General features: G+C 60.1%; 18 protein-coding genes. 5 read left to right on the forward strand and 13 right to left on the reverse strand.

The window, feature by feature from the left end; translation table 11 throughout:
• Positions 1-119: 119 nt before the first annotated feature.
• The 3 genes from glgA to rsmC all read right to left on the reverse strand — a co-directional run bounded on the left by glgA (position 120) and on the right by rsmC (position 3,966).
• Positions 120-1,580: a glycogen synthase GlgA gene (glgA, locus tag BN4575_RS04415; RefSeq protein WP_042024102.1), complete on the reverse strand. Its 1,461-nt coding sequence runs from the start codon at positions 1,578-1,580 to the stop codon at positions 120-122.
• On the reverse strand, positions 1,570-2,787 hold the full coding sequence (glgC, locus tag BN4575_RS04420) for a glucose-1-phosphate adenylyltransferase (protein WP_042024104.1): 1,218 nt from the start codon (positions 2,785-2,787) through the stop codon (positions 1,570-1,572). The genes glgA and glgC overlap by 11 nt, the downstream gene beginning before the upstream one ends.
• Before the next feature lie 150 nt (positions 2,788-2,937).
• Positions 2,938-3,966: a 16S rRNA (guanine(1207)-N(2))-methyltransferase RsmC gene (gene rsmC, locus BN4575_RS04425; RefSeq protein WP_068977298.1), complete on the reverse strand. Its 1,029-nt coding sequence runs from the start codon at positions 3,964-3,966 to the stop codon at positions 2,938-2,940.
• A 280-nt stretch (positions 3,967-4,246) separates the two neighbouring features.
• Between rsmC and dapA the strand changes: the two genes are divergently transcribed.
• A complete protein-coding gene (dapA, locus tag BN4575_RS04430) occupies positions 4,247-5,119 on the forward strand; it encodes a 4-hydroxy-tetrahydrodipicolinate synthase (RefSeq protein WP_068977299.1) in 873 nt (290 codons plus the stop codon).
• A gap of 91 nt (positions 5,120-5,210) precedes the next feature.
• Here the strand turns inward: dapA and BN4575_RS04435 are convergent, their stop codons facing one another.
• A complete protein-coding gene (locus BN4575_RS04435; RefSeq protein WP_068977300.1) occupies positions 5,211-6,179 on the reverse strand; it encodes a CYTH domain-containing protein in 969 nt (322 codons plus the stop codon).
• A gap of 168 nt (positions 6,180-6,347) precedes the next feature.
• On the opposite strand from BN4575_RS04435, the gene BN4575_RS04440 reads away from it, so the two are divergent.
• Together BN4575_RS04440 and BN4575_RS04445 are read left to right on the forward strand one after the other, a co-directional pair.
• A complete protein-coding gene (locus BN4575_RS04440) occupies positions 6,348-7,028 on the forward strand; it encodes a TIGR00153 family protein (RefSeq protein ID WP_042024112.1) in 681 nt (226 codons plus the stop codon).
• Between the two features lie 25 nt (positions 7,029-7,053).
• Positions 7,054-8,319, forward strand: a complete 1,266-nt coding sequence (locus tag BN4575_RS04445; protein WP_042024113.1) for an inorganic phosphate transporter — start codon at positions 7,054-7,056, stop codon at positions 8,317-8,319.
• Between the two features lie 92 nt (positions 8,320-8,411).
• On the opposite strand, the gene BN4575_RS04450 is transcribed toward BN4575_RS04445, so the two are convergent.
• Both BN4575_RS04450 and metB read right to left on the reverse strand, forming a co-directional pair.
• On the reverse strand, positions 8,412-10,862 hold the full coding sequence (locus BN4575_RS04450) for a bifunctional aspartate kinase/homoserine dehydrogenase II (RefSeq protein ID WP_068977301.1): 2,451 nt from the start codon (positions 10,860-10,862) through the stop codon (positions 8,412-8,414).
• Positions 10,862-12,034 (reverse strand): cystathionine gamma-synthase, encoded by a 1,173-nt coding sequence (metB, locus tag BN4575_RS04455; protein ID WP_068977302.1) that lies wholly within the window; start codon positions 12,032-12,034, stop codon positions 10,862-10,864. Before metB ends, BN4575_RS04450 begins: the two co-directional genes overlap by 1 nt.
• Positions 12,035-12,329: 295 nt before the next feature.
• On the opposite strand from metB, the gene metJ reads away from it, so the two are divergent.
• Positions 12,330-12,653, forward strand: coding sequence for a met regulon transcriptional regulator MetJ (gene metJ, locus BN4575_RS04460; protein WP_042024118.1), 324 nt, complete (start codon positions 12,330-12,332; stop codon positions 12,651-12,653).
• A 75-nt stretch (positions 12,654-12,728) separates the two neighbouring features.
• On the opposite strand, the gene BN4575_RS04465 is transcribed toward metJ, so the two are convergent.
• From BN4575_RS04465 to nudE, 3 genes are all read right to left on the reverse strand, one after another.
• Complete coding sequence (locus BN4575_RS04465) at positions 12,729-14,000, reverse strand: aromatic amino acid transport family protein (RefSeq protein WP_068977303.1); 1,272 nt, start codon at positions 13,998-14,000, stop codon at positions 12,729-12,731.
• A 437-nt stretch (positions 14,001-14,437) separates the two neighbouring features.
• Positions 14,438-15,250 (reverse strand): 3'(2'),5'-bisphosphate nucleotidase CysQ, encoded by an 813-nt coding sequence (gene cysQ, locus BN4575_RS04470; RefSeq protein ID WP_068977304.1) that lies wholly within the window; start codon positions 15,248-15,250, stop codon positions 14,438-14,440.
• Positions 15,251-15,287: 37 nt separating this feature from the next.
• Positions 15,288-15,896 carry an ADP compounds hydrolase NudE gene (gene nudE / locus BN4575_RS04475; protein WP_068977305.1) on the reverse strand — a complete coding sequence of 203 codons (609 nt, stop codon included), beginning with the start codon at positions 15,894-15,896 and terminating at the stop codon, positions 15,288-15,290.
• A 147-nt stretch (positions 15,897-16,043) separates the two neighbouring features.
• On the opposite strand from nudE, the gene yrfG reads away from it, so the two are divergent.
• Positions 16,044-16,724: a GMP/IMP nucleotidase gene (gene yrfG, locus BN4575_RS04480; RefSeq protein ID WP_068977306.1), complete on the forward strand. Its 681-nt coding sequence runs from the start codon at positions 16,044-16,046 to the stop codon at positions 16,722-16,724.
• Between the two features lie 179 nt (positions 16,725-16,903).
• On the opposite strand, the gene BN4575_RS04485 is transcribed toward yrfG, so the two are convergent.
• From BN4575_RS04485 to BN4575_RS04500, 4 genes are all read right to left on the reverse strand, one after another.
• On the reverse strand, positions 16,904-17,116 hold the full coding sequence (locus tag BN4575_RS04485; protein ID WP_068977307.1) for a hypothetical protein: 213 nt from the start codon (positions 17,114-17,116) through the stop codon (positions 16,904-16,906).
• A gap of 180 nt (positions 17,117-17,296) precedes the next feature.
• Complete coding sequence (locus tag BN4575_RS04490; RefSeq protein ID WP_068977308.1) at positions 17,297-17,635, reverse strand: DUF1294 domain-containing protein; 339 nt, start codon at positions 17,633-17,635, stop codon at positions 17,297-17,299.
• Entirely contained in the window at positions 17,632-18,222 is a 591-nt protein-coding gene (locus BN4575_RS04495) for a sugar O-acetyltransferase (RefSeq protein ID WP_068977309.1), read from the reverse strand. Before BN4575_RS04495 ends, BN4575_RS04490 begins: the two co-directional genes overlap by 4 nt.
• An 86-nt stretch (positions 18,223-18,308) precedes the next feature.
• The gene (locus tag BN4575_RS04500) at positions 18,309-19,571 is read right to left on the reverse strand and encodes an MgtC/SapB family protein (protein WP_068977310.1); all 1,263 of its coding nucleotides are present in this window, start codon (positions 19,569-19,571) and stop codon (positions 18,309-18,311) included.
• Positions 19,572-19,643 lie beyond the last annotated feature (72 nt).

A 19,643-nucleotide genomic window follows, 5' to 3' on the forward strand; every position in this document is an offset into this window, starting at 1 on the left:
ATTCTATAGAGTTTTGGGGGAGCGTCAACAAGCAAAAGGTACTTTTTTCGCTGTTGACGCTCAAAGTGGAGCCAAGGGTACAAAACTTCAGCAATTAGCCTGGGTTGGTGACTCGCAGATTAGCTGTGTCCCATTGCGCCATGATACATCTGCTCGTACTGGGTGATGGAGTCAGGCCAGTTGAAGCGGGTGTTCATGGCGTTGTGCAGCACCTTGGCAAATTGTGTCTTGTCTTGCAGGAAATAGAGCAGACTGCGGCGCATGGTATCGAGCAGGATAGCGGCGGTCGGATCATTGAAGCAAAAGCCGGTGGCATGTTCCGGGTCCGCATCCCAATCCACCACGGTATCTTTCAGACCACCGACGGCACGCACCAGTGGCAGTGTGCCATAGGCGAGGCTGTACATCTGGTTGAGGCCGCAAGGCTCGAACAGCGAGGGCATCAGGAAGAAGTCGGCACCGGCTTCCACCAGATGGGCCAGACGATCATCATAGGTATTGATGAAGGCGAGCTTGCCTGGGTACTGCTGGGCCATGGTTTGCAGTTGTGTGGCGAGCGCAGGATCGCCAGAGCCTACGATCACCACTTGCACCTGATGGTGGAGGAATTTCTCCAGCGCAGGGAGCAGCAGGGGGACACCCTTCTGCTCGGTCAGGCGGCACACCATGCCGTAGATAGGCAGGTCTGCAACCGGCAAGCCCGCTTCCTGTTGCAGATGCTGTTTGCAGATCTGTTTGCCTGCCATGTTGTCGATGCTGTAAGTGGCGGGCAGGAACGCGTCAAACTCCGGATCCCAATCTTTGTAGTCGCAGCCGTTGAGGATGCCGCACAGGTCATCCCTACGTTGCTGAAAAATGCTCGCCATACCGTGGGCGCCAAGGTGAGTCAGCAGCTCCTGGGCATAGTTGGGGCTGACCGCATTGATCTTGTCGGCGTAGAGCACCCCGCACTTGAGCAGGTTGACGTGGCCGTAGTCATAGTTGATGCGGCGTTCGTAATCGGCAATTTCGGGCATGGCCCAGAACTGTTCGCGGCCGAACACCCCTTGAAACGCCGCGTTGTGAATGCTGATCACGCTGCGAGTTTGCTGGAAGAAAGGGTTGTTGGCATGGCGGGTTTTCAGCAGCAAGGGTAGCAGCCCGGTGTGCCAGTCGTTGCAGTGGGCGATATCCGGTGCGAAGCCGAGCTGCTCGCAGGCATGGAGGGCCGCCGCCGAGAAGAAGGCAAAACGTTCGCCGTTATCTGGATAGGCTTGATTGTTCTCGGCATAGAGCTGGGGACGATCGAAATATTGCGGGCAGTCGAGTAGATAGACGCAGACGCCATCCAGCTCCATCTGGTAGATGCGATAGCCGATATCCGGCAGGCCCGGATGGGTGGGTAACCAGCGTGACGCTACCAGTTTGGCCTCATCCCGTCGCTTAATCGTCTTGTAGAAGGGCAGCATGATCCTGACATCATGCCCCTTCTGGACCAGGTACATAGGCAAGGCTTTGGCAACATCTGCCAGGCCCCCGGTCTTGACCAGCCCCTCAACTTCCGAGGCAACAAACAGGATTTTCAGTGGGTTAATAGCCAACTCTTGCTCCCTTAGGTACCACCACGATACCGCCTTCTGATACGGTAAATCGCTCTCTATCATGGTCGAGATTTTCACCGATAACGGTGCCGGGCGCAATTTCAACGTTTTTGTCGATGATCGTCCGCCGGATGGAGCACCCTTCACCAATCTTCACATCCCCCAGCAGCACGGATTCGCTGATGTGGCTGCACGCGCCGATATTGCAGCGAAAACCGAGAATGGATCGCTGGATTTGGCTGCCCTGAATGAAGCAACCGGCGGAGATCAGGGAGTTGGCAATATTGACCTTGCACACGTCGCTGTCGATAAAGGTCGCTGGCGGCAGTGCCGGATAGTGGGTGTGCAGTGGCCACTTGCGGTTATAGAGGGAGAAGGGGGGGTTGTCAGCCACCAAGTCCATGTGAGCCAGCCAGTAGGAGTCCAGAGTGCCCACATCCCGCCAGTACACACTCGGCTTTTCACCCGGGATGACGTTGGTGCTGTAGTCGTAAACATAGACGGGGGCGCGCGGGTAGAGGCTCGGGATCACATCCTTGCCAAAGTCGTGGCTGGAGCTATCTTCGGCAGCATCCCGTTTCAATTCCCGGCAAAGGGCGTCAGTCTCGAAGATGTAGTTGCCCATGGAGACCAGCGCCTGGGTCGGATCGCCGGGGATATGCTTGGGATGCTTGGGTTTTTCCTGAAAACCGATCATCCGCCCTTCGGTATCCACCTCGATCACTCCGAATGAACTCGCCTCTTCGATGGGCATGCGCAGGGCGGCCACTGTCATGGCGGCGCTCTTTTGTTTGTGGAAGGTGACCATCTGGCTCACATCCATCTTGTAGATGTGGTCGGAACCGAAGATGCAGACATGATCCGGTTCGGCTCGCTCGATAAAGCCGAGGTTCTGGTAGATGGCATCGGCGGTGCCGTCATACCAGCGTTTACCCATCCGCATCTGGGCCGGAATGGGGTCGATAAAGCGGTCGGTGATGCCGACGATATTCCAGCCCTTCTTCATGTGCAGATAGAGGGACTGGGATTTGAATTGGGTCAGGACATAGATGCGCAGAAAGTCTGCGTTGACGAAGTTGTTGAGGACGAAATCGATCAGCCGGTAACTGCCGCCGAAGGGGACGGAAGGCTTGCTGCGGGTGGTGGTGAGAGGCTGCAGGCGAGTACCTTCGCCGCCAGCCAGGATCATGGTCAAGATACCTGCCATCGTATTAATCTCCCTGCATGAACACTATGAAAAGGTTTTCAATGTTCGGTATAAAAACACCCCTTAAGGGGTGGTTTTATTGTCCTTTTAGTACCTTACCAGATACCGGATGGCGCTCTCTAGCGGTTTTCTTGTACTGCTTGCACTTATTTACACTTTGCTCATATAGACCTTGAACTTGGTATCGCTGCTGATCACTTCCGTCCGTTTGAAATGTGTTTCCAGTATAGGCAGGTAGCGCAAGAAGGCGTTGGCAACAATGGTCAGCGAGCCATTTGGCAGCAAAAATTCCGGCGCCTTGGCGAGGAAGGTTTCGGTCGCTGCATAGAAGGTCTTGAGGCCCGCATGGAATGGCGGGTTGGAGACGATGTGCTGGAAACGGGTGGAGACATCCGAATAGACATCGGAAGGGGTGACCTTGCCCTGCAGACCATTGATCGCCAGGGTGCGGCGGCTCGACTCCAGCGCCAGCGCGCTGATATCCACCATGTTGACCTTGAGCTCGGGATTGCGCTTGGCCAGCACAGATCCAATTACCCCGGCGCCACAGCCGAAATCGAGCAGCTCGCCCTTCATTGGCGGCACTGCGGCCAGCAGCATCTGGGTGCCGAGATCCAGTTCGGCGGCGCTGAAGACGCCGGGCAGGGCCAGCACGGTCAGCTCGGTATCACCGGCCTTGCACTGGTAGCGGCCAAACCAGCTATCCAGCTCGAACGGGGCAACCGGCTTGCAGAGCTCGCCGTGATAGAGGGAGCAGCGGCGGGCCGAGTCACGTTTGATCGGCTTCTCGCCATAAGGTGCCAGCAGCTTGTCGGCGCCATTGATGCCGCCACGGTTGTCACCGGCCAGCAACAGGTCGGCACCCGCTTCCAGCAAGGGGGTCATCATGGCCAGCAGATATTGTGCCTCGGCCTTGGCCTTGGGCATCAGCAGCAGCAGCGCATCGAAGCGGGGGGCGCCACCGAGCTGGTGGTCGAACAGGATGGCGTCACCCAGGGCGGCCTGCTGGCTGCGGTAATAGCAGTAATCCGTGGTAAAGACGGTCAGGGTCTCGGCTAGAGTGGCCAGCTGGCGCGGGTAGTCATCCTCCAGCGCGCCGCAGACAAGTAGCCGCTTGCCGACAAAGAGGGCTTGGTTTCGTTCCAGCATCTGGCTGACGGCACTGATAGGGCTGCTCATCGGGTCTCTCCACTCAATTTTGGGCGGCCATTATACATAGCCCCTTTCGCCTTGACATTTATGCTGTGTTCCCGAAATATGCCCAGACACCATTTTTTGACCAGAGATGACGAAATGCGGTTCAACGGGTTGAAACGAAAGCACAAAAAAAGCCTGACATTCGGGCCTGCCGACGTTCGCGCGTAACCTCTCATTTCTGAGAAGCTTCAAACCCCGGTTGCGCACATCGTACCGGGGTTTTTTATTGCCATATGCGGGTCATTCAGGAGAAGGAAATCCCATGTTTCAAGGTTCTATTGTTGCGTTGATCACCCCGTTTCGACAGGGAAAGCTGGATGAAGAGGCGCTGTTGCGTCTGGTGGAGTGGCATATCGAGCAGGGTACCCACGGCATAGTGCCGGTGGGTACCACGGGGGAGAGCCCGACCCTGACCCACGACGAACACTGTAAAGTGGTCGAACTGGTGGTCAAACAGGTGGCGGGGCGCGTTCCGGTCATTGCCGGGGCGGGTTCCAATAATCCGGTCGAAGCCATCGAGTACACCCTCCATGCCGAACGGGTTGGTGCCGATGCCACCTTGCATGTGGCCGGATACTACAACCGCCCCAATCAGGAGGGGCTCTACCACCACTTCAAGGCCGTCCACGACGCCACCGCCAAGCCGATCATCGTCTACAACATTCCGCCGCGCGCCATCGTCGACGTGCAACCCGCGACCCTGGCCCGTCTGGCCGAACTGCCACGGATTGCCGGGGTCAAGGATGCTACCGGCGATCTGGCCCGTCCCTGGACCGAGCGTCAGCTGATCAACAAGCCCTTCGCCTGGCTCTCAGGGGAAGATGCCACTGCCGTCGCCTACAACATCGGTGGTGGTCAGGGTTGTATTTCGGTGACCGCCAACGTGGCCCCCAAGCTGGTGGCCGAGGTGCAGAACCTCACGCTGGCTGGCAAGTGGCAAGAAGCACGTGAACTGCAAGACCAGCTCATTCCGCTCCATCAGGCGATGTTTGCCGAGCCGAGCCCGGCTGGTGCCAAATATGCCGCTTCCCTGCTCGGTTTTTGCAGCGAGGAGTGCCGCCTGCCGGTGATGCCGCTGTCGGACGCGACCCGCGAGCGCATTCGCAGCGCCATGCAGCAGCTCAACCTGCTGTAATGCAAAACGGGTGAGCCAAGGCTCACCCGTTTTGTTTCCGGTCTTTATTTCCGGCCTTTAGTGCTGGCATATAGTGCCGGTATGGCCACGCTCAGGCTGCGTGATGCAGCCAAGCTGCGATGGCCAGCTGTAACTCGACATACGCCGGATAGAGAAAGAGATCGGCTAATTCGGCAGGCCACTCGTCATGCTCATCCGGACTGGTTCGCAGCTGTGCGTGCAGTCTGGTCAATGCTGGCAGCCAGGGCGCTGGTTGTGGCAGCGTGGCCGCACTGCGGGCGACCAGCTCGATCCCCTGACACAGGGCCGCGAGAGCCTGCTGTTGAATGCCTTTATCCTGCGGATGCTCCAGCCAGAGCTGCTCGTGATGCTGCCAGTGGCGCAGCCCCTCGCTTACCCCCGTTATGCTATCTATATCTTCACGCGCTACCAGCGCCTGCAGGGCTAGCGGTTTGCCAAGGCCTGCCAGTCGATAGCCGCGCTGGGCCTTGGATTGGGCGCCGAGCCGCAGCCCGCCCAGCTTGGCGAGGCGCCGGGCCAGTGCAAACAGAGCCGCGGTGTCGCCGGATTTGAGCTCCAGTTCCAGCTCGTTGATGGTGGTGCTGCCCTGACTGCCGACTATCTCTCCCTGATCCCAGGCCAGCTCTATCTCGGCCCCCTCGAAAGCGATCAGCCAGTGGCGACGCAGGAAGTCGGTGCGAAACTGGGCGACCAGCTGTTGCTGGATGCTGTCGCGCTCGGGCAGGGTCGGCCAAATCTCATCGGGAAAGGCCGAGAGGGTCGGTAGATCGCCGCTTACGGGGGCGTTGTATTCGGGTCTGGCGTGCAGGCCACCCACTATCTGGCCGCGACACTTGATGGTTTGTTCGGCAAAGCTATCGCAGCGGCGAATCCGCAACCCCATATCCAGCTGGCGCAAGGCGAGGGTTGGCGTATCGAAATAGACGTTGCCGAGCTGTTGTTGGGAGGATTCTTTAATTTCAATATAATTCAGCAGGTTGGATAACCCTGCTTGAATGTCGCAGGCGACAAAAAACTTAATCTCGATCTCGATTTGCATAGTCATTCCGAGCTGGCAGGTAACTTTGAGGGGCGGGATTCGGGTCGCGAGGATATAATGCCGCGAGGCGACTAGATTAATTCGCGGTTTAATTGAGTGCGCAGTTCGGTTACCATGCGCGCCTCATAAAATCGTATCGAGTGTTTTTTCACCGACACAGGTTTGACCATGCCAGTAAATACTATTTTGGGGCTTTTTGCCAAGTCCCCCATCAAGCCGTTGCAGAAGCATATCGTCAAGGTTCACCAGTGCTCCCAGCAGTTGGTTCCCTTCTTTGACGCCGTTGCGGAAGACCGTTGGGATGATGCCGAGAAGATCCGGCAGCAGATTGCCCAGTTGGAAAAAGAGGCGGATATCCTCAAGCGTGAAATCCGTCTGAAACTGCCTCGCGGCCTGTTCCTGCCGGTCGCGCGTACCGACCTGCTGGAGCTGCTGACCCAGCAAGACAAGATTGCCAACCGTGCCAAGGATATCTCCGGCCGCATGCTTGGTCGTCGCATGGAGTTTCCTGCTGAAATGCGGGTTGATTTCATGGCCTATCTCAAACGTTGTATTGATGCGACCGCTCAGGCCGAGAAAGCGATCGGGGAGCTCGACGAGCTGCTCGAGACCGGCTTCAAGGGACGGGAAGTGGAAATGGTTGCCGAGATGATCCACCAGCTGGATCTGATCGAGGACGATACAGACACCATGCAGATCGGACTGCGCCAACAGCTGCAAGCGGTTGAGCACAATTACAATCCGATTGATGTGATGTTCCTCTACAAGATCCTCGAATGGGTAGGTGACCTGGCAGATCAGGCCGAGCGTGTAGGCGCCCGTCTGGAACTGATGCTGGCTCGTTCGTAATCGACTGACTGGGTAAACACTATTAATGGACATTATCGCGAATTACGGCACCACCTTGGTGCTCGTGGCGGCCTTGTTCGGCTTTTTGATGGCCTGGGGCATTGGTGCAAACGACGTTGCCAATGCCATGGGCACATCGGTCGGCACCAAATCCCTGACTATCCGTCAGGCAATCATCATTGCCATGATCTTCGAGTTTGCCGGTGCCTATCTGGCGGGCGGCGAAGTGACCGCAACCATCCGTAATGGCATCATTGATACCAATGCATTTGCCGATACACCGGACCTGCTGGTACTCGGCATGATCGCCTCGCTGCTGGCTGCCGGCGCCTGGTTGATCCTGGCCTCCTACTTCGGCTGGCCGGTCTCTACTACTCACTCCATCATCGGCGCTATCGTCGGTTTTGCGGTGGTGAGCATTGGTCCGGAAGCGGTGCAGTGGAGCAAGTTTGGCGGCATCGTCGGCTCCTGGATTATCACCCCGGCCATCTCCGGTGTGATCGCCTACTTCATGTTTATCAGCGTGCAGAAGCTTATCTTCAACACCGATGATCCGCTGGCTAACGCCAAGCGCTATGTGCCGTTTTACATGTTCCTGACGGCGCTGGTGATCTGTCTGGTGACCATCAAGAAAGGGCTGACCCACGTTGGTCTGCACTTGAGCGATGGCGAGGGCATTCTGCTCTCTGTGGCTATCTCTATTGCGTTGGCGATTGCCGGTTTCTTCTATATCCGCGGTCAGAAGTACAACCCGCAGGATGACAGCAAGATGCACTTCGCCAACGTGGAGAAGGTATTCGGTATCCTGATGGTGATCACCGCTTGTGCCATGGCGTTTGCCCACGGCTCCAACGATGTGGCCAACGCCATTGGCCCGCTCTCTGCCGTGGCTTCTATCGTGGCCTCCGGCGGTGAAATTTCCAGTCAGGCGTCTATCGCCTGGTGGATCCTGCCGCTGGGTGGTATCGGTATTGTGATCGGTCTGGCGACCATGGGCGAGAAGGTGATGGCGACTGTCGGTACCGGCATCACCCACCTGACCCCGAGCCGTGGCTTCGCCGCCCAGCTGGCGACCGCCGCGACCGTGGTGATTGCTTCTGGTACCGGTCTGCCCATCTCCACCACCCAGACCCTGGTGGGTGCTGTGATGGGTGTCGGTCTGGCGCGCGGGATTGCGGCGTTGAATCTGGGGGTGCTGCGCAATATCGTCGTCTCCTGGATCATCACCCTGCCTGCCGGTGCCATTCTGGCCATTGCTATCTTCTACGTGCTGCAGGCCTGCTTCTCTTAATCGAAGCGGCATTCAGCAAAAAGCCCGAGTCATCGACTCGGGCTTTTTTTATTGTGCGAGGGAGCTGAGTTGCTCCCTTTGCATTCTCTGCATTAGAGGCTGGCGCAGATCTGCCAGAGATCGTACTGGATTGCCGCAGCGGTCACTTCCCGACCCGCCCCCGGCCCTTGAATCACCAGCGGGTTGCTGCGGTAGCTGTCGCTCTCGATGGCAAAGATATTGTCGCACGGCAGCAGGTTGGCAAACGGGTGGTGCGGTTCCAGCGTCTCCAGTCCAACCCGTGCCTTGCCGTTACGCTCGAAGCGGGCTACGTAACGCAGCGCCTTGCCAAGGCGCTTGGCTCCCTCAAAGGCGGTCTGAATCGGGCCATCCAGCTCCTTGAGCCGATCCATGAATTGATCCGCGCTGACTTTGCGCAGGGTGATGGGCACCAGATTCTCCAGTGTGATATCGGCAGAATCGAGCTCAAAGCCAGCCTCCCGCGCCAGGATAAGTAGCTTGCGCCGCACATCCTGACCGGAGAGATCTTCGCGGGGATCCGGCTCGGTCAAACCGTGCTGCCACGCTTCGTCCACCAGCTCGGAGAAGGGACGAGAGCCATCATATTGCTGGAACAGCCAGGAGAGGGTGCCGGAGAAGATGCCGGAGACCCCCTGAATACGGTCGCCGCTCTGACGCAGCATCTGGATGCTGGACTGGATAGGCAGCCCGGCCCCCACGGTGGCGTTATAGCGCCACTGCACCTGATGGTCACTGCAGGTCTGTTTGATGCGCTGGTAGAACTCGCTGTCGGCGGCACCGGCAAACTTGTTGGCAGCGATGATATGGATGCCGAGTTGGGCAAAATCCGGGTAGTAGCGACTCACCGTCTCGCTGGCGGTCATGTCCAGCGCAATCAGCGTATCGAAGCTGTGCTGCTCCAGTTGGGAGAGCAACTCCGGCCAGATCAGGGGTTTGCCATCGACACTGTTTTGTACCTTGCGGGGATCCAGCCCCTCTTCATCCAGCAGGCCACCTTCCGAGCTGAACACCCCGTAGAGGGTGAGCGCCAGATTGAGTTCATGTTCGAGCCGGGCTTTTTCGCGGCTATAGAGGGTGAGCCAGTGGCCGCCGATATTGCCTTTGCCGAACACCACCAGACCGACCCGGGTCGGGCGGCTGAACAGGGCGCTGTGCAGGGCGATCAGCAGCGGCTCCAGTACCACCTGACGCAGTACGGCCACCAGACTCAAGCCATCTCTGGCCACCTGGACGAACTCCAGCGGCTGATCCGCCAGCAGCTGATAGAAGCGATGGCACTGCTCGGCGTTGTCGGTGACTCCGGCCCCTACCAGCGCCACCAGACTGAATCCCTCTTTCTGGATCAGGCCAGTGAAGCTGCCCTGCAGCTGGAAGTCCCGCAGGATCTCGAAGGCACCCTGTGCGACTTCAAGGGTGTAGGCCAGACGCAGCACCCGCCGATCCGGCTGGCGCTGCAGGGTGAGCGGGTTGAGGCGGTGGCGGGCCAGATGGGCCTCGATGGTGGCGACCGTCTGCTCAAAGTTGGCCTGCGGTAGCACTTTGAGCTCGATCAGGGCGATCTGATCCACCGAGGAGACGATGCGGGCACCACCGGAGCGCGGCGCGCGGCGCAGAATATGGGTACAGCCCTCATCCGGGTTGTAGCTGCAGCGCAGTGTGAGGCGCTGGCGGCTGTCGGCGACTGGCTGCAGGGTGCGCGAATGCAGCACCGAGGAGCCAAGGCGGGCCAGCTCGTTGGCCTCTGCCAAGCTGAGGCGCTCCAGCAGGCGGGCCTCTTTGACCCGGCGGGGGTCGGCGCTGTAGACGCCAGCCACGTCGCTCCAGATGGTGGTCGATTCACCGTCCGCCAGCAGCGCCAGCAGGCTGGCGCTGTAGTCGGAGCCGTTGCGGCCGAGTAGCAGGGAGCGCCCTTCCATGTCGGCGGCGATAAAGCCGGTCACCACGATGCGACCGGCATGTTCCGCCAGTCGCGCCTTGAGCAGTTCGCTGGAGAGGGCGGTATCCACCTTGACCAGGGCGCCATCCTCGGCGCGCAGGAAGCTGCGGGCATCGAGCCAGGCAGCTTTGTCACCGTGACTGGTGAGCAGGGCCGCCAGCAGGCGCGCCGACCACACCTCGCCAAAGGCGAGCAGACCGTTGCGAGCGAAGCGATCAAACTGCCCCTCCAGGGTCTTGGCGATCTGTTGCACGTCGCTGGCGAGCTGAGCGCTGAGGTCGCGCTGCAACTCCCCTTCCAGCAGGCCATCGATCAGACTCTGCTGATAGGCTTGCAGGGCTGAGATGGATTCACCGGCAGCTTCGTCACCGGTATCCGCCAGTTCCCCCAGCTGGATGAGCCGGTTGGTGGTCTTGCCCGCGGCTGAGACCACGATCAGCTCGTCACCTCCGGTCTGTTGTTCAATGATGCTGGCAACCCGACGATAGCAGACCGGGTCCGCCAAACTGCTGCCACCAAACTTGTGGACGTGACGTCGCTTCAAACCTGCCTCTGTCACCGCGATCTCTCCTTGTTGCTGTTCCATTACTTCGCTACCTGTTCTGCCTGCTGCGCCTGTTCAAAAGCCTGAGCCAGATCGGCCACCAGGTCTTCACCGTGTTCAATACCGACCGACAAGCGCAGCAGCTGGGCGCTGATGCCAGCTGCCTGCTGTGCCGCCGGGGTCATGGCCCTGTGGGTCATGCTGGCCGGATGGGCCACCAGACTCTCCACCCCGCCGAGGGACTCGGCCACTGAGAAGAGGGTGAGGGCCGCGAGGAAGGTGCGAATGCCCGCCTCGCTGCAATCGAGTTCAAAACTTAACATGGCGCCGAAGCCGGACTGTTGACGGCGCGCAATATCGTGGCCGGGATGGCTCGGCAGGCTGGGGTGATAGATGCGTTTCACCAGCGGCTGCTGTTGCAGGAAGGCGAGGATGCGATCGGTGTTCTCCTGATGGCTGCGCAATCTGGGGGCCAGGGTGCGCAGACCGCGCAGGGTGAGGTAGGAGTCGAACGCCCCGGAGGTGAGCCCCAGACAGTTGGCCCACCACACCAGCGACTCGGCCAGTGCCGCCTCTTTGGCAATCGCGACCCCGCCCACCACGTCCGAGTGGCCGTTGATGTATTTGGTGGTGGAGTGCACCACCACGTCGGCACCGAGTGCCAGCGGCTGTTGCAGCAGGGGAGAGAGGAAGGTGTTGTCCACCACCACCTGCGCACCCGCTTCATGGGCGGCGCTGGCGATGGCGCTGATATCCACCACCCGCAGCAGCGGGTTGGAGGGGGTCTCGACCCATACCAGTGCAGGCTTTTGTGCCAGCGCGGAGGCCAGTGCAGCTTCGTCACCCTGATCGACAAACTGCACCCGATAGTGGCCCTTGGCCGCCAGATACTCGAACAGCCGCCAGGTGCCGCCGTAGCAGTCGTGGGGGGCGATCAGCAGGTCCCCCGCCTTGAGCAGGGCGGTGGTGACCAGATGGATGGCGCCCATACCGGTGCCGGTGACCACGGCGCCCGCGCCCCCTTCCAGCGCCGCCAGCGCGTCCGCCAGATTGCTGCGGGTCGGATTGCCGGATCGGGCATAATCGTATTGACGGGGCTCGCCAAAGTCGGCAAAGGTGTAGTTGCTGGAGAGGTAAATTGGGGGCACCACGGCACCGTGTTGCGTGTCAGTCTCGATCCCGGTGCGAACCGCCAGGGTGGCCTTATGACTCATGTCGCTCTCCTTGGCTTTGTGACTTGGCGATTGATCCGGCTCGATTTCCGATGCAGCCTAGCGTCAGGGTGGCCTTGTGGGTCATGTCACTCTCTCCTTGAACTGTCTCTGGGCGATGGCTGCTTTGCCTGCGCCACGGCGATCCTGCCATTGCTGGCCTATGGTGAACCACCTTACGCCAGCATAAAAAAGCCGTCAACACTTCCAGACGTCTAAATGGCTTTGCTGTTGGATTGCCATTAATTTCCTTAAGGGTTAAAATCCGCGCTCACGGCTAAATGAGAACAGGTGAGTCATGGGAACAGAGTGGAACGGCGACTACGTCAGCCCTTATGCGGAACACGGTAAGAAGAGCGAACAGGTCAAGAAGATTACCGTCTCGATCCCGCTCAAGGTGTTGAAAGTGCTGACCGATGAGCGCACCCGTCGTCAGGTGAACAACCTGCGTCATGCGACCAACAGCGAGCTGCTCTGTGAAGCCTTCCTGCACGCTTTCACCGGCCAGCCGCTCCCTTGCGACGAAGACTTGCGCAAGGATCATCCGGACAGTGTCCCCGCCGAAGCGCGCGCCATCATGGAAGCGCTGGGCAAAGAGATCGAAGATTTCGATCAAGAGTAAGCGATTTGCAATGCACAAGAGGCGACCCCCGGGTCGCCTCTTGTCGTTTCTACGGCCCCGTTTACGGGGCTGTGGTTATTTCAGCAGGCTGAAGATCAGCGCCGATACTGCCAGCGAACCGGTCAGCAGGATAAAGCCGTTAGTCCAGCCGTGACGGAAGCGGGCCAGCGCCTCCACCTTGTAGATCGCTATCACCGGCATGATGAACAGGATCATGGCGATGACCGGGCCGGAGAGGGTCTCCATCAGCCCCAGAATGCCCGGGTTGATCACGGCGGCGCCCCAGATGGCGAAGAACATCAGGGCGATGCCCAGCTTGTCCGCCTTGGCCAGCGGCAGGCCGGTGGGCTTGGCGATCAGACTCTTCAGGCTTTCGCGGGCACCGAGGAAGTGGCCGAGGAAGGAGGAGCTGATGGCGATAAAGGCGATGAGCGGCCCCAGGGTCACGATCACCGGGTTGTCGGTGATGTTGGCGAGATAGGAGAGCACAGAGACGTTCTGGGCCTTGGCTTCGGCCAGCTGGGCTGGCGAGAGGCTCAGCACGCAGGAGAAGACGAAGAACAGCACGAAGCCCACCAGCATCACTGTAGTGTTGCGCAGGATCTGGCCGCTCTTGGCTTCGGCCTGCTCGCCATATTCACGGCGCTGCACGTTGGCAAAGCCGGAGATGGCGGCGGCGTGGCTGAAGGCGAACACGGTGACTGGCAGCGCCAGCCAGACGGTGTTGAGGAAGCTGACCCCTTCAAACGCGGTCACTTCCGGCCACTGCCACTGGGGGATGAGGTAGCAGGAGAGGGCCGCCAGAATGGCCGCCAGCGGATAGACCATAAAGGCGAAGGCGCGCAGCATCGCTTTTTCACCCGCCAGCATCACGGCGATCATGGCGAACACCAGCACGCCGGAGAGCATCACCCGATCAGGGGTCGCCATGCCGAGCTGGTTGACCATGAAACTCTCTACGGTGTTGGTCAGCCCGACCCCGTAGATGAGCAGGATCGGGAAGATGGAGAGGAAGTAGAGCGCCGAGATGAGGCGACCGGCCATCTTGCCGAAATGCTCCTCCGCCACTTCGGTGAAGTCGGCGTGGGGGCGGGAAGAGGAGAGCACGAAGCGCGCCAGCCCGCGGTGAGCGAGGAAGGTCATGGGGCCTGCCAGTACCGCGACGATAACGAGGGGCCAGATCCCGCCCAGACCCAGATTGATGGGCAGGAACAGGATGCCCGCGCCAACGGCGGTGCCAAACAGGCTGATGGTCCAGTGGGTATCGTGGCGACGCCAGCGGGTGGTGCTGGCCGTGGCGGAGTGGGAACCGGATAGCTCCTTGGTAGCCTCTACAGATAGACTCATTACTAATTCACTTTTTGTTAGTGTTTTAATCTGAGTTTATTGTGGTTTATCGGGATTTAATTCTCAAAAAGCGGGGCTGAAACATATCACTGCCATTGCTTACTTTAGCCAGTGATATTGGGAATGGAATCTGGATCACATAATGCAACAAAACTGACATTGATTGATTTTGTGAAATATAAAACCAAAATTTGATCTCGACTCATTTTTTTATTTTGGCTAATGGTGCATTTTCAGGATTACATGAAAAGCCGCACCATTTCTCACCGACCGATTGTGATGTTTCACTGTCATTTCGCTGCTTTGCCAGCGTATCACGCTGTTCAGGTAGGCCTTGGGCAGCGGATCACTCCGGCCATTACCCCGGGCAACTACCCTGAAAAATCAGGCGGCCATTGGGCCGCCTGATTGCTTGGCGTGGTGACGTCTCGAGCCGCCTAGTGGGCCAGAATGCTGCCCCAGGCGAGATCCGGATCCCCCATCACGATAAAGTCCGGGTTCTCCAGCGACTCGGTTTCGTTGTAACTGAGCGGCTGCAACGCCAGGCTGAGGATGCGGCCACCAGCCGCCTCGACGATGCACTGGGCGGCGGCGGTGTCCCACTCGCCGGTAGGGCCGAGCCGCACGTAGCAATCGGCCGCCCCTTCCGCTACCAGACAGGATTTGAGGGAGCTGGAGCCGAGCGGGATCAGCTCATAGTTGATGGCCGGGTTGAGGCGGCGGGTGAGGTTCTCCAGCTTCTGACGGCGGCTGATAGCCACCACCAGCGAGTCGGGCTGATCATGCTCGTGATGCATGGCGCTGATGGGTAGGGTCTCGCCATTCACCTCCTTGAAGGCGCCGTAGCCGCGTACCGCCCAGTAGAGCACGTCAGACTCGGGGGCATAGATGACCCCGAGCACCGGTACGTTGTCCCGCACTAGCGCGATCAGGGTGGCGAAATCGCCGCTGCCAGCGATGAACTCACCGGTGCCGTCGAGGGGATCCACCAGCCAGTACTGCCGCCAGTTGGATCGCTGGCTGAAGGGGATGTCGGCCGCCTCTTCGGTCAGCACCGGCACATGGGGGGTGAGCGCCGACAGCGCCTGCTTGAGGTAGGCATCGGCAGCAAGATCGGCACTGGTGACCGGGGTCGCATCCACCTTCAGCTGACGCTCGAACTGACCGCCGTGATAGATGTCGTGAAGGATCCTTCCGGCTTCGCGGGCAATCTCCTTGACCCCCGGCACCCAGGCCAACAACTCCTGCATCTCGTTATCCTCTGTCTGTTAACTGCCCGTCTGCGGGCTACTCTGCCTGCTCCGCCAGCCACTTCTGGGCCAAGAGCAGGGCACTGATGCTGCGCGACTCGGTGAAGTCGGGTCGTGCCAGCAATTCGTCGATCCGGTTGAGGGGCCAGGGGATCACCTCGAGGGGCTCCGGCTCGTCGCCGATCCGCTGCTCGGGGAAGAGGTCCCGCGCCAGCAGGATATCCATCCGGCTGGAGAAGTAACCGGGGGCCAGCGACACCTGCTTGAGCAGGGTCAGGTTGTTGGCACCAAAGCCCGCCTCTTCCATCAGCTCCCGGTTGCCCGCCTCGAAGGCATCTTCGCCCGGGTCGATCAGCCCCTTGGGAAAGCCCAGCTCGTAGGAGTGAGTGCCCGCGGCATATTCGCGCACCAGCAGCAGGGTGTGGGCATCGAACAGTGGCACCACCATGACGGCGCCACGATTACCGCCGCGCATCCGCTCGTAGACCCGCTCTTCGCCATTGGAGAACTTGAGGTGTAGCGATTCCACCTTGAACAGTCGGCTCTCGGCGACGATATCGGCTTTGAGGATCTCTGGTTTGCACTTGGGGTGATCCAGTTGGTCGGCAGAGATTTGCTCGGGTTTGCTCTTGTGGGGGTCGCTCATCAGACGCTGGCTGCTCGTTAAAAAATAGTGCTTCAAGAGTAAACGACTCTCACACCGAACACCACGGGCCAGGGAGGGCAAAGGGGGAGGAAAAATCCGCTATACTGCCGCTCCATTTCTTCCGCGACACCGAGATCAAGAGACCCGATGCCACACTCCCGCTCTACCACCTTACCCTGGCACCAGATTGATACCGTCTTGCTTGATATGGATGGCACCCTGATCGATCTGCATTTTGACAACCACCTCTGGCAGCAGCTGGTGCCAGAGCGTTACGCCGAGCGGCTCGGTCTGCCACTGGCTGAGGCAAAGGCGCAGATCGAGGTGCACTATCAGGCGGTCAACGGCACCCTCAACTGGTACTGCGTGGATTACTGGAGCGAGACCCTGGGGCTCGATATTCGCGCCCTCAAGCAGGAGCTGCTGGCAAAGATCCAGTGGCGCCCTCACGCCATCCCTTTTCTGGCCGAGCTGCGCGCCGCGGGCAAGCAGCTGGTGCTCTTCACCAACGCCCACCCCGCCAGCCTGTCGGTGAAGGATGCGCAGCTTGGCCTTGCCGACCATCTGGATTTGATGGTGAGCACCCACGAGCTGGGCTGGTCGAAAGAGAGCCAGCACTGCTGGCAGGCGCTGGCGCAGCGGCTGGTATTCGATCCGGCCCGCACCCTGTTTGTGGATGACAGCGAGCGGATCCTGCGGGCCGCCGCCGACTATGGCATCGGTTATCAGCTGGCGATCCAGAATCCCGACAGCTGCAAGCCCGAACAGAGCATCACCGCTTTTCCGGCGATCAGGGATTACGCCGAGCTGCTGCCGCTGGCAATCTGACGCGGCGTCAGGTGTTGGCAGGCGTATGGGGGAGCTCACCGCTTTCCCCGGTATGTTCCGCGATTATGCGGAGTTGCTGCCGCTGGCAATCTGAATCTGTTCAAACGAGAGAGGGCTGCATCATGCAGCCCTCTTTCTTTGATTTGAATTTTGGTTATCTGACGCCTGATGGCGAAAAATCACAGCTCCCGAAACGGGCGCCGCTTCTCCTCTTCGATGACGATCGCCTCCAGATTGGCGACCCGCTCCTGCAATTCCCGAATGACCAGATCCTGCTTGCCGAGGCGGTCGGTGATGCGGGCATCCCCCATCTGGTAGCGAGCCCGCTTGCCGAGGTATCCGAACAATAGGCTGATAAAAACGATCAGGACGATGCCTGTCCACATGGTCATGTCACGACTCCTTGTCGTTATAAATACAGTCGTCATAAACGGCGACAGCGCTGATGGATCAGCTCTGTTTTCTCATAGCCGCCAATTGGCCGCAATGGGGCCTGTTTCGCCTTTGTGATGCAGTTGGCTATTGCTGCCAGAGGGGGCGGCGGCCAAGCCACCACCTTGTTACCCGGGTGGCTATTGCTGCCAGAGAGGGCGGCCAAACCAAAGTCCCCACAGGGTCAGGTGCAGCAGCACGATAAACCAGAACACCAGCCGGTAGCTGCGCTTCTGGGTCTTGTGGCGCAGCCACTGGCGGGCCACCAGCGCCCCCGGCCAGCCGCCGCACAGCTCCAGCAGATGCAGGCGGGATTCGGGAATGCGCCATTCGCCGCGCACCGCTTGCCGCTTGTCCCAGGCGTATGCGGCCACCGTGAGCAGACTCATGGTCAGCAGTATCCCCAGCGGCCACCACTGCTGGCCGTTGAGGCCGAGCCAGAGGGCGGCGCCCAGTGGCAGCAGTGCCAGCGCCATCACTGGGCCAGCTCCCAGCAGCGCTCCTCATCCTGCTTGAGGGTGCGGATCACCTTGGCCGGATTGCCCACCGCCACCGAGTCGGCCGGGATGTCGCGGGTGACCACGGCGCCCGCGCCAATGATGGATCGCGGCCCTATGGTGACGCCGGGGCAGATGATGGCGCCGCCGCCAATCCAGCAGTCGTCACCGATCCGCACCGGCTTGTTGTAGGCAGTCCAGTTGCGTCGCTCCAGATAGTTCATGGTGTGGGTGGCGGTGTAGATCTGCACGTTGGGGGCCAGCAGCACATGGCTGCCGATGTGCACTTCACCCACGTCGAGAATGGTGACGTTGAAGTTGAAGAAGGTCTTCTCGCCGATATGGATGTTGCGGCCAAACTCGCAGGTAAATGGCGTGCTGATCCAGCAGGAGTCGGGGCAGTGGCCAAAGAGGTCGCGACAGATCTGCTGGCGCAGAGGGCCATCGCCCGCAGATGACCCATTGAGTTGGGCCAGTAGCGCCTGCCCGCGAATACGGTCGTTGGCTATCTCCTCGCTCTGGCTATCCAGTGCCCCGCCTGCCAGTACCTTGTCCCAGTCGCTCGCCATTGCTACCTCCTCATGCTGCAAGAGCGGGCAGTATACGTGACAGTCAGGGGGGGGGTCAGTCTGTCACTTGTTGCAGATGATCCCCGTCAACCTGCAGGCCAGATAAGGGGCAGGATCAGCAGGGCTGAGACGAAGTAGGGGAGCAGCACCCGCAGCCCGAGACTGCGACCGCCGATGCCAAGTGCCAGCAACCCCTTCACCAGCGAGTTGACCAGCCCGGCCAGTAGAATGCCGCGAGCGGCCACCTCCAGCGCCAGCTCCTTGTGGGAGAGCTGAGAGAGGGAGAGGGTGATGGCGTCCACATCGGTGATGCCTGACACCAGCGCCAGCAGATAGACCCCGGAGTTGCCCACCTTGTCTTGCAGCAGGGTGGCCATAAAGCCGATCAGCGCCAGCAGCAGGCCAAACTTGATGGCGGTTGGCAGGTCGAGGGGGTTGCTGGTTTCCGGTTTTACCGGGCCGTCGGTCAGCTCTTCGCGTTGGCGCCAGAACCAGAAGGCAAAGCCGTAGACGGTGGCCGCCAGCAGCAACAGGGGAGCGGCCAGGCGCATCGCCAGCTCGTTGTGGATGAGCAACACCAGCACCAGCAGTCGCAACCACATGGTGGCCCCCGCCAGCAGGATGCCGGTAGCCAGCAGCCGCTCCAGCCCCCCTTGTTCCTTGTTGAGGCGGGCGAACTGCAGGGTGAGGGCGGTGGAGGAGGCCAATCCTGCCAGTATGCTGGTGAGCACCAGCCCAGCGCGGGTACCGAGCAGCCGTACCGCGAAGTGGCCACAGAAAGAGATGCCGGCGATCACCACCACCATCAGCCAGATCTTGAAGGGGTTGAAGGCATCGAGGGGGCCCATCTCCTCGTTGGGGAGTACCGGCAGCAGCACCAGCGAGATGAGCAGAAAGCGCAGGGTGGCGTGAAACTCGGTTTCGCTCAGAAACAGCATCCCCTGCTGGATCTTGCCCTTGAGCCCCATCAGCAGGGCCGCCAGTACGGCGCAGGCGACCGCCTCGCTCGGGCTCAGCAGCACCGACATCAGCCCCAGCAGGTAGGTGAGCAGCATGGCCACCGAGCTGGTGAGACCAAACTCCCCCTGCCAGCGCTGGGCCAGCCAGACCGAGAGGCCGCAGCCGATCACCACCGCCAGCAGGCCGAGCAGCGGCAGCCAGGGGCCCAGAGTGGGCAGCAACAGGGCACAGACCCCGCCGAGCAGGCCGATGAGGCCGTAGGTACGCATCCCGGCGATGCGCTGGTTATCCCCCAGCTGGCGCACCTGCCAGCCCCGCTCCAGCCCGATGATAAGGCCGATGGCCAGCGAGACCAGGGCGCCATTGACGGGTTCTGCATTGATCCACATAACGACTTCCTTTTCGTCATCTGTCTGCCTTGTTCCCATGATGGCACAGGGTTCAAGGTGGCAGAGGGGCAT

Origin of the sequence: Aeromonas sp. EERV15 (assembly GCF_900079845.1) — a bacterium.
In the GTDB taxonomy this organism is placed as follows: domain Bacteria; phylum Pseudomonadota; class Gammaproteobacteria; order Enterobacterales; family Aeromonadaceae; genus Aeromonas; species Aeromonas sobria.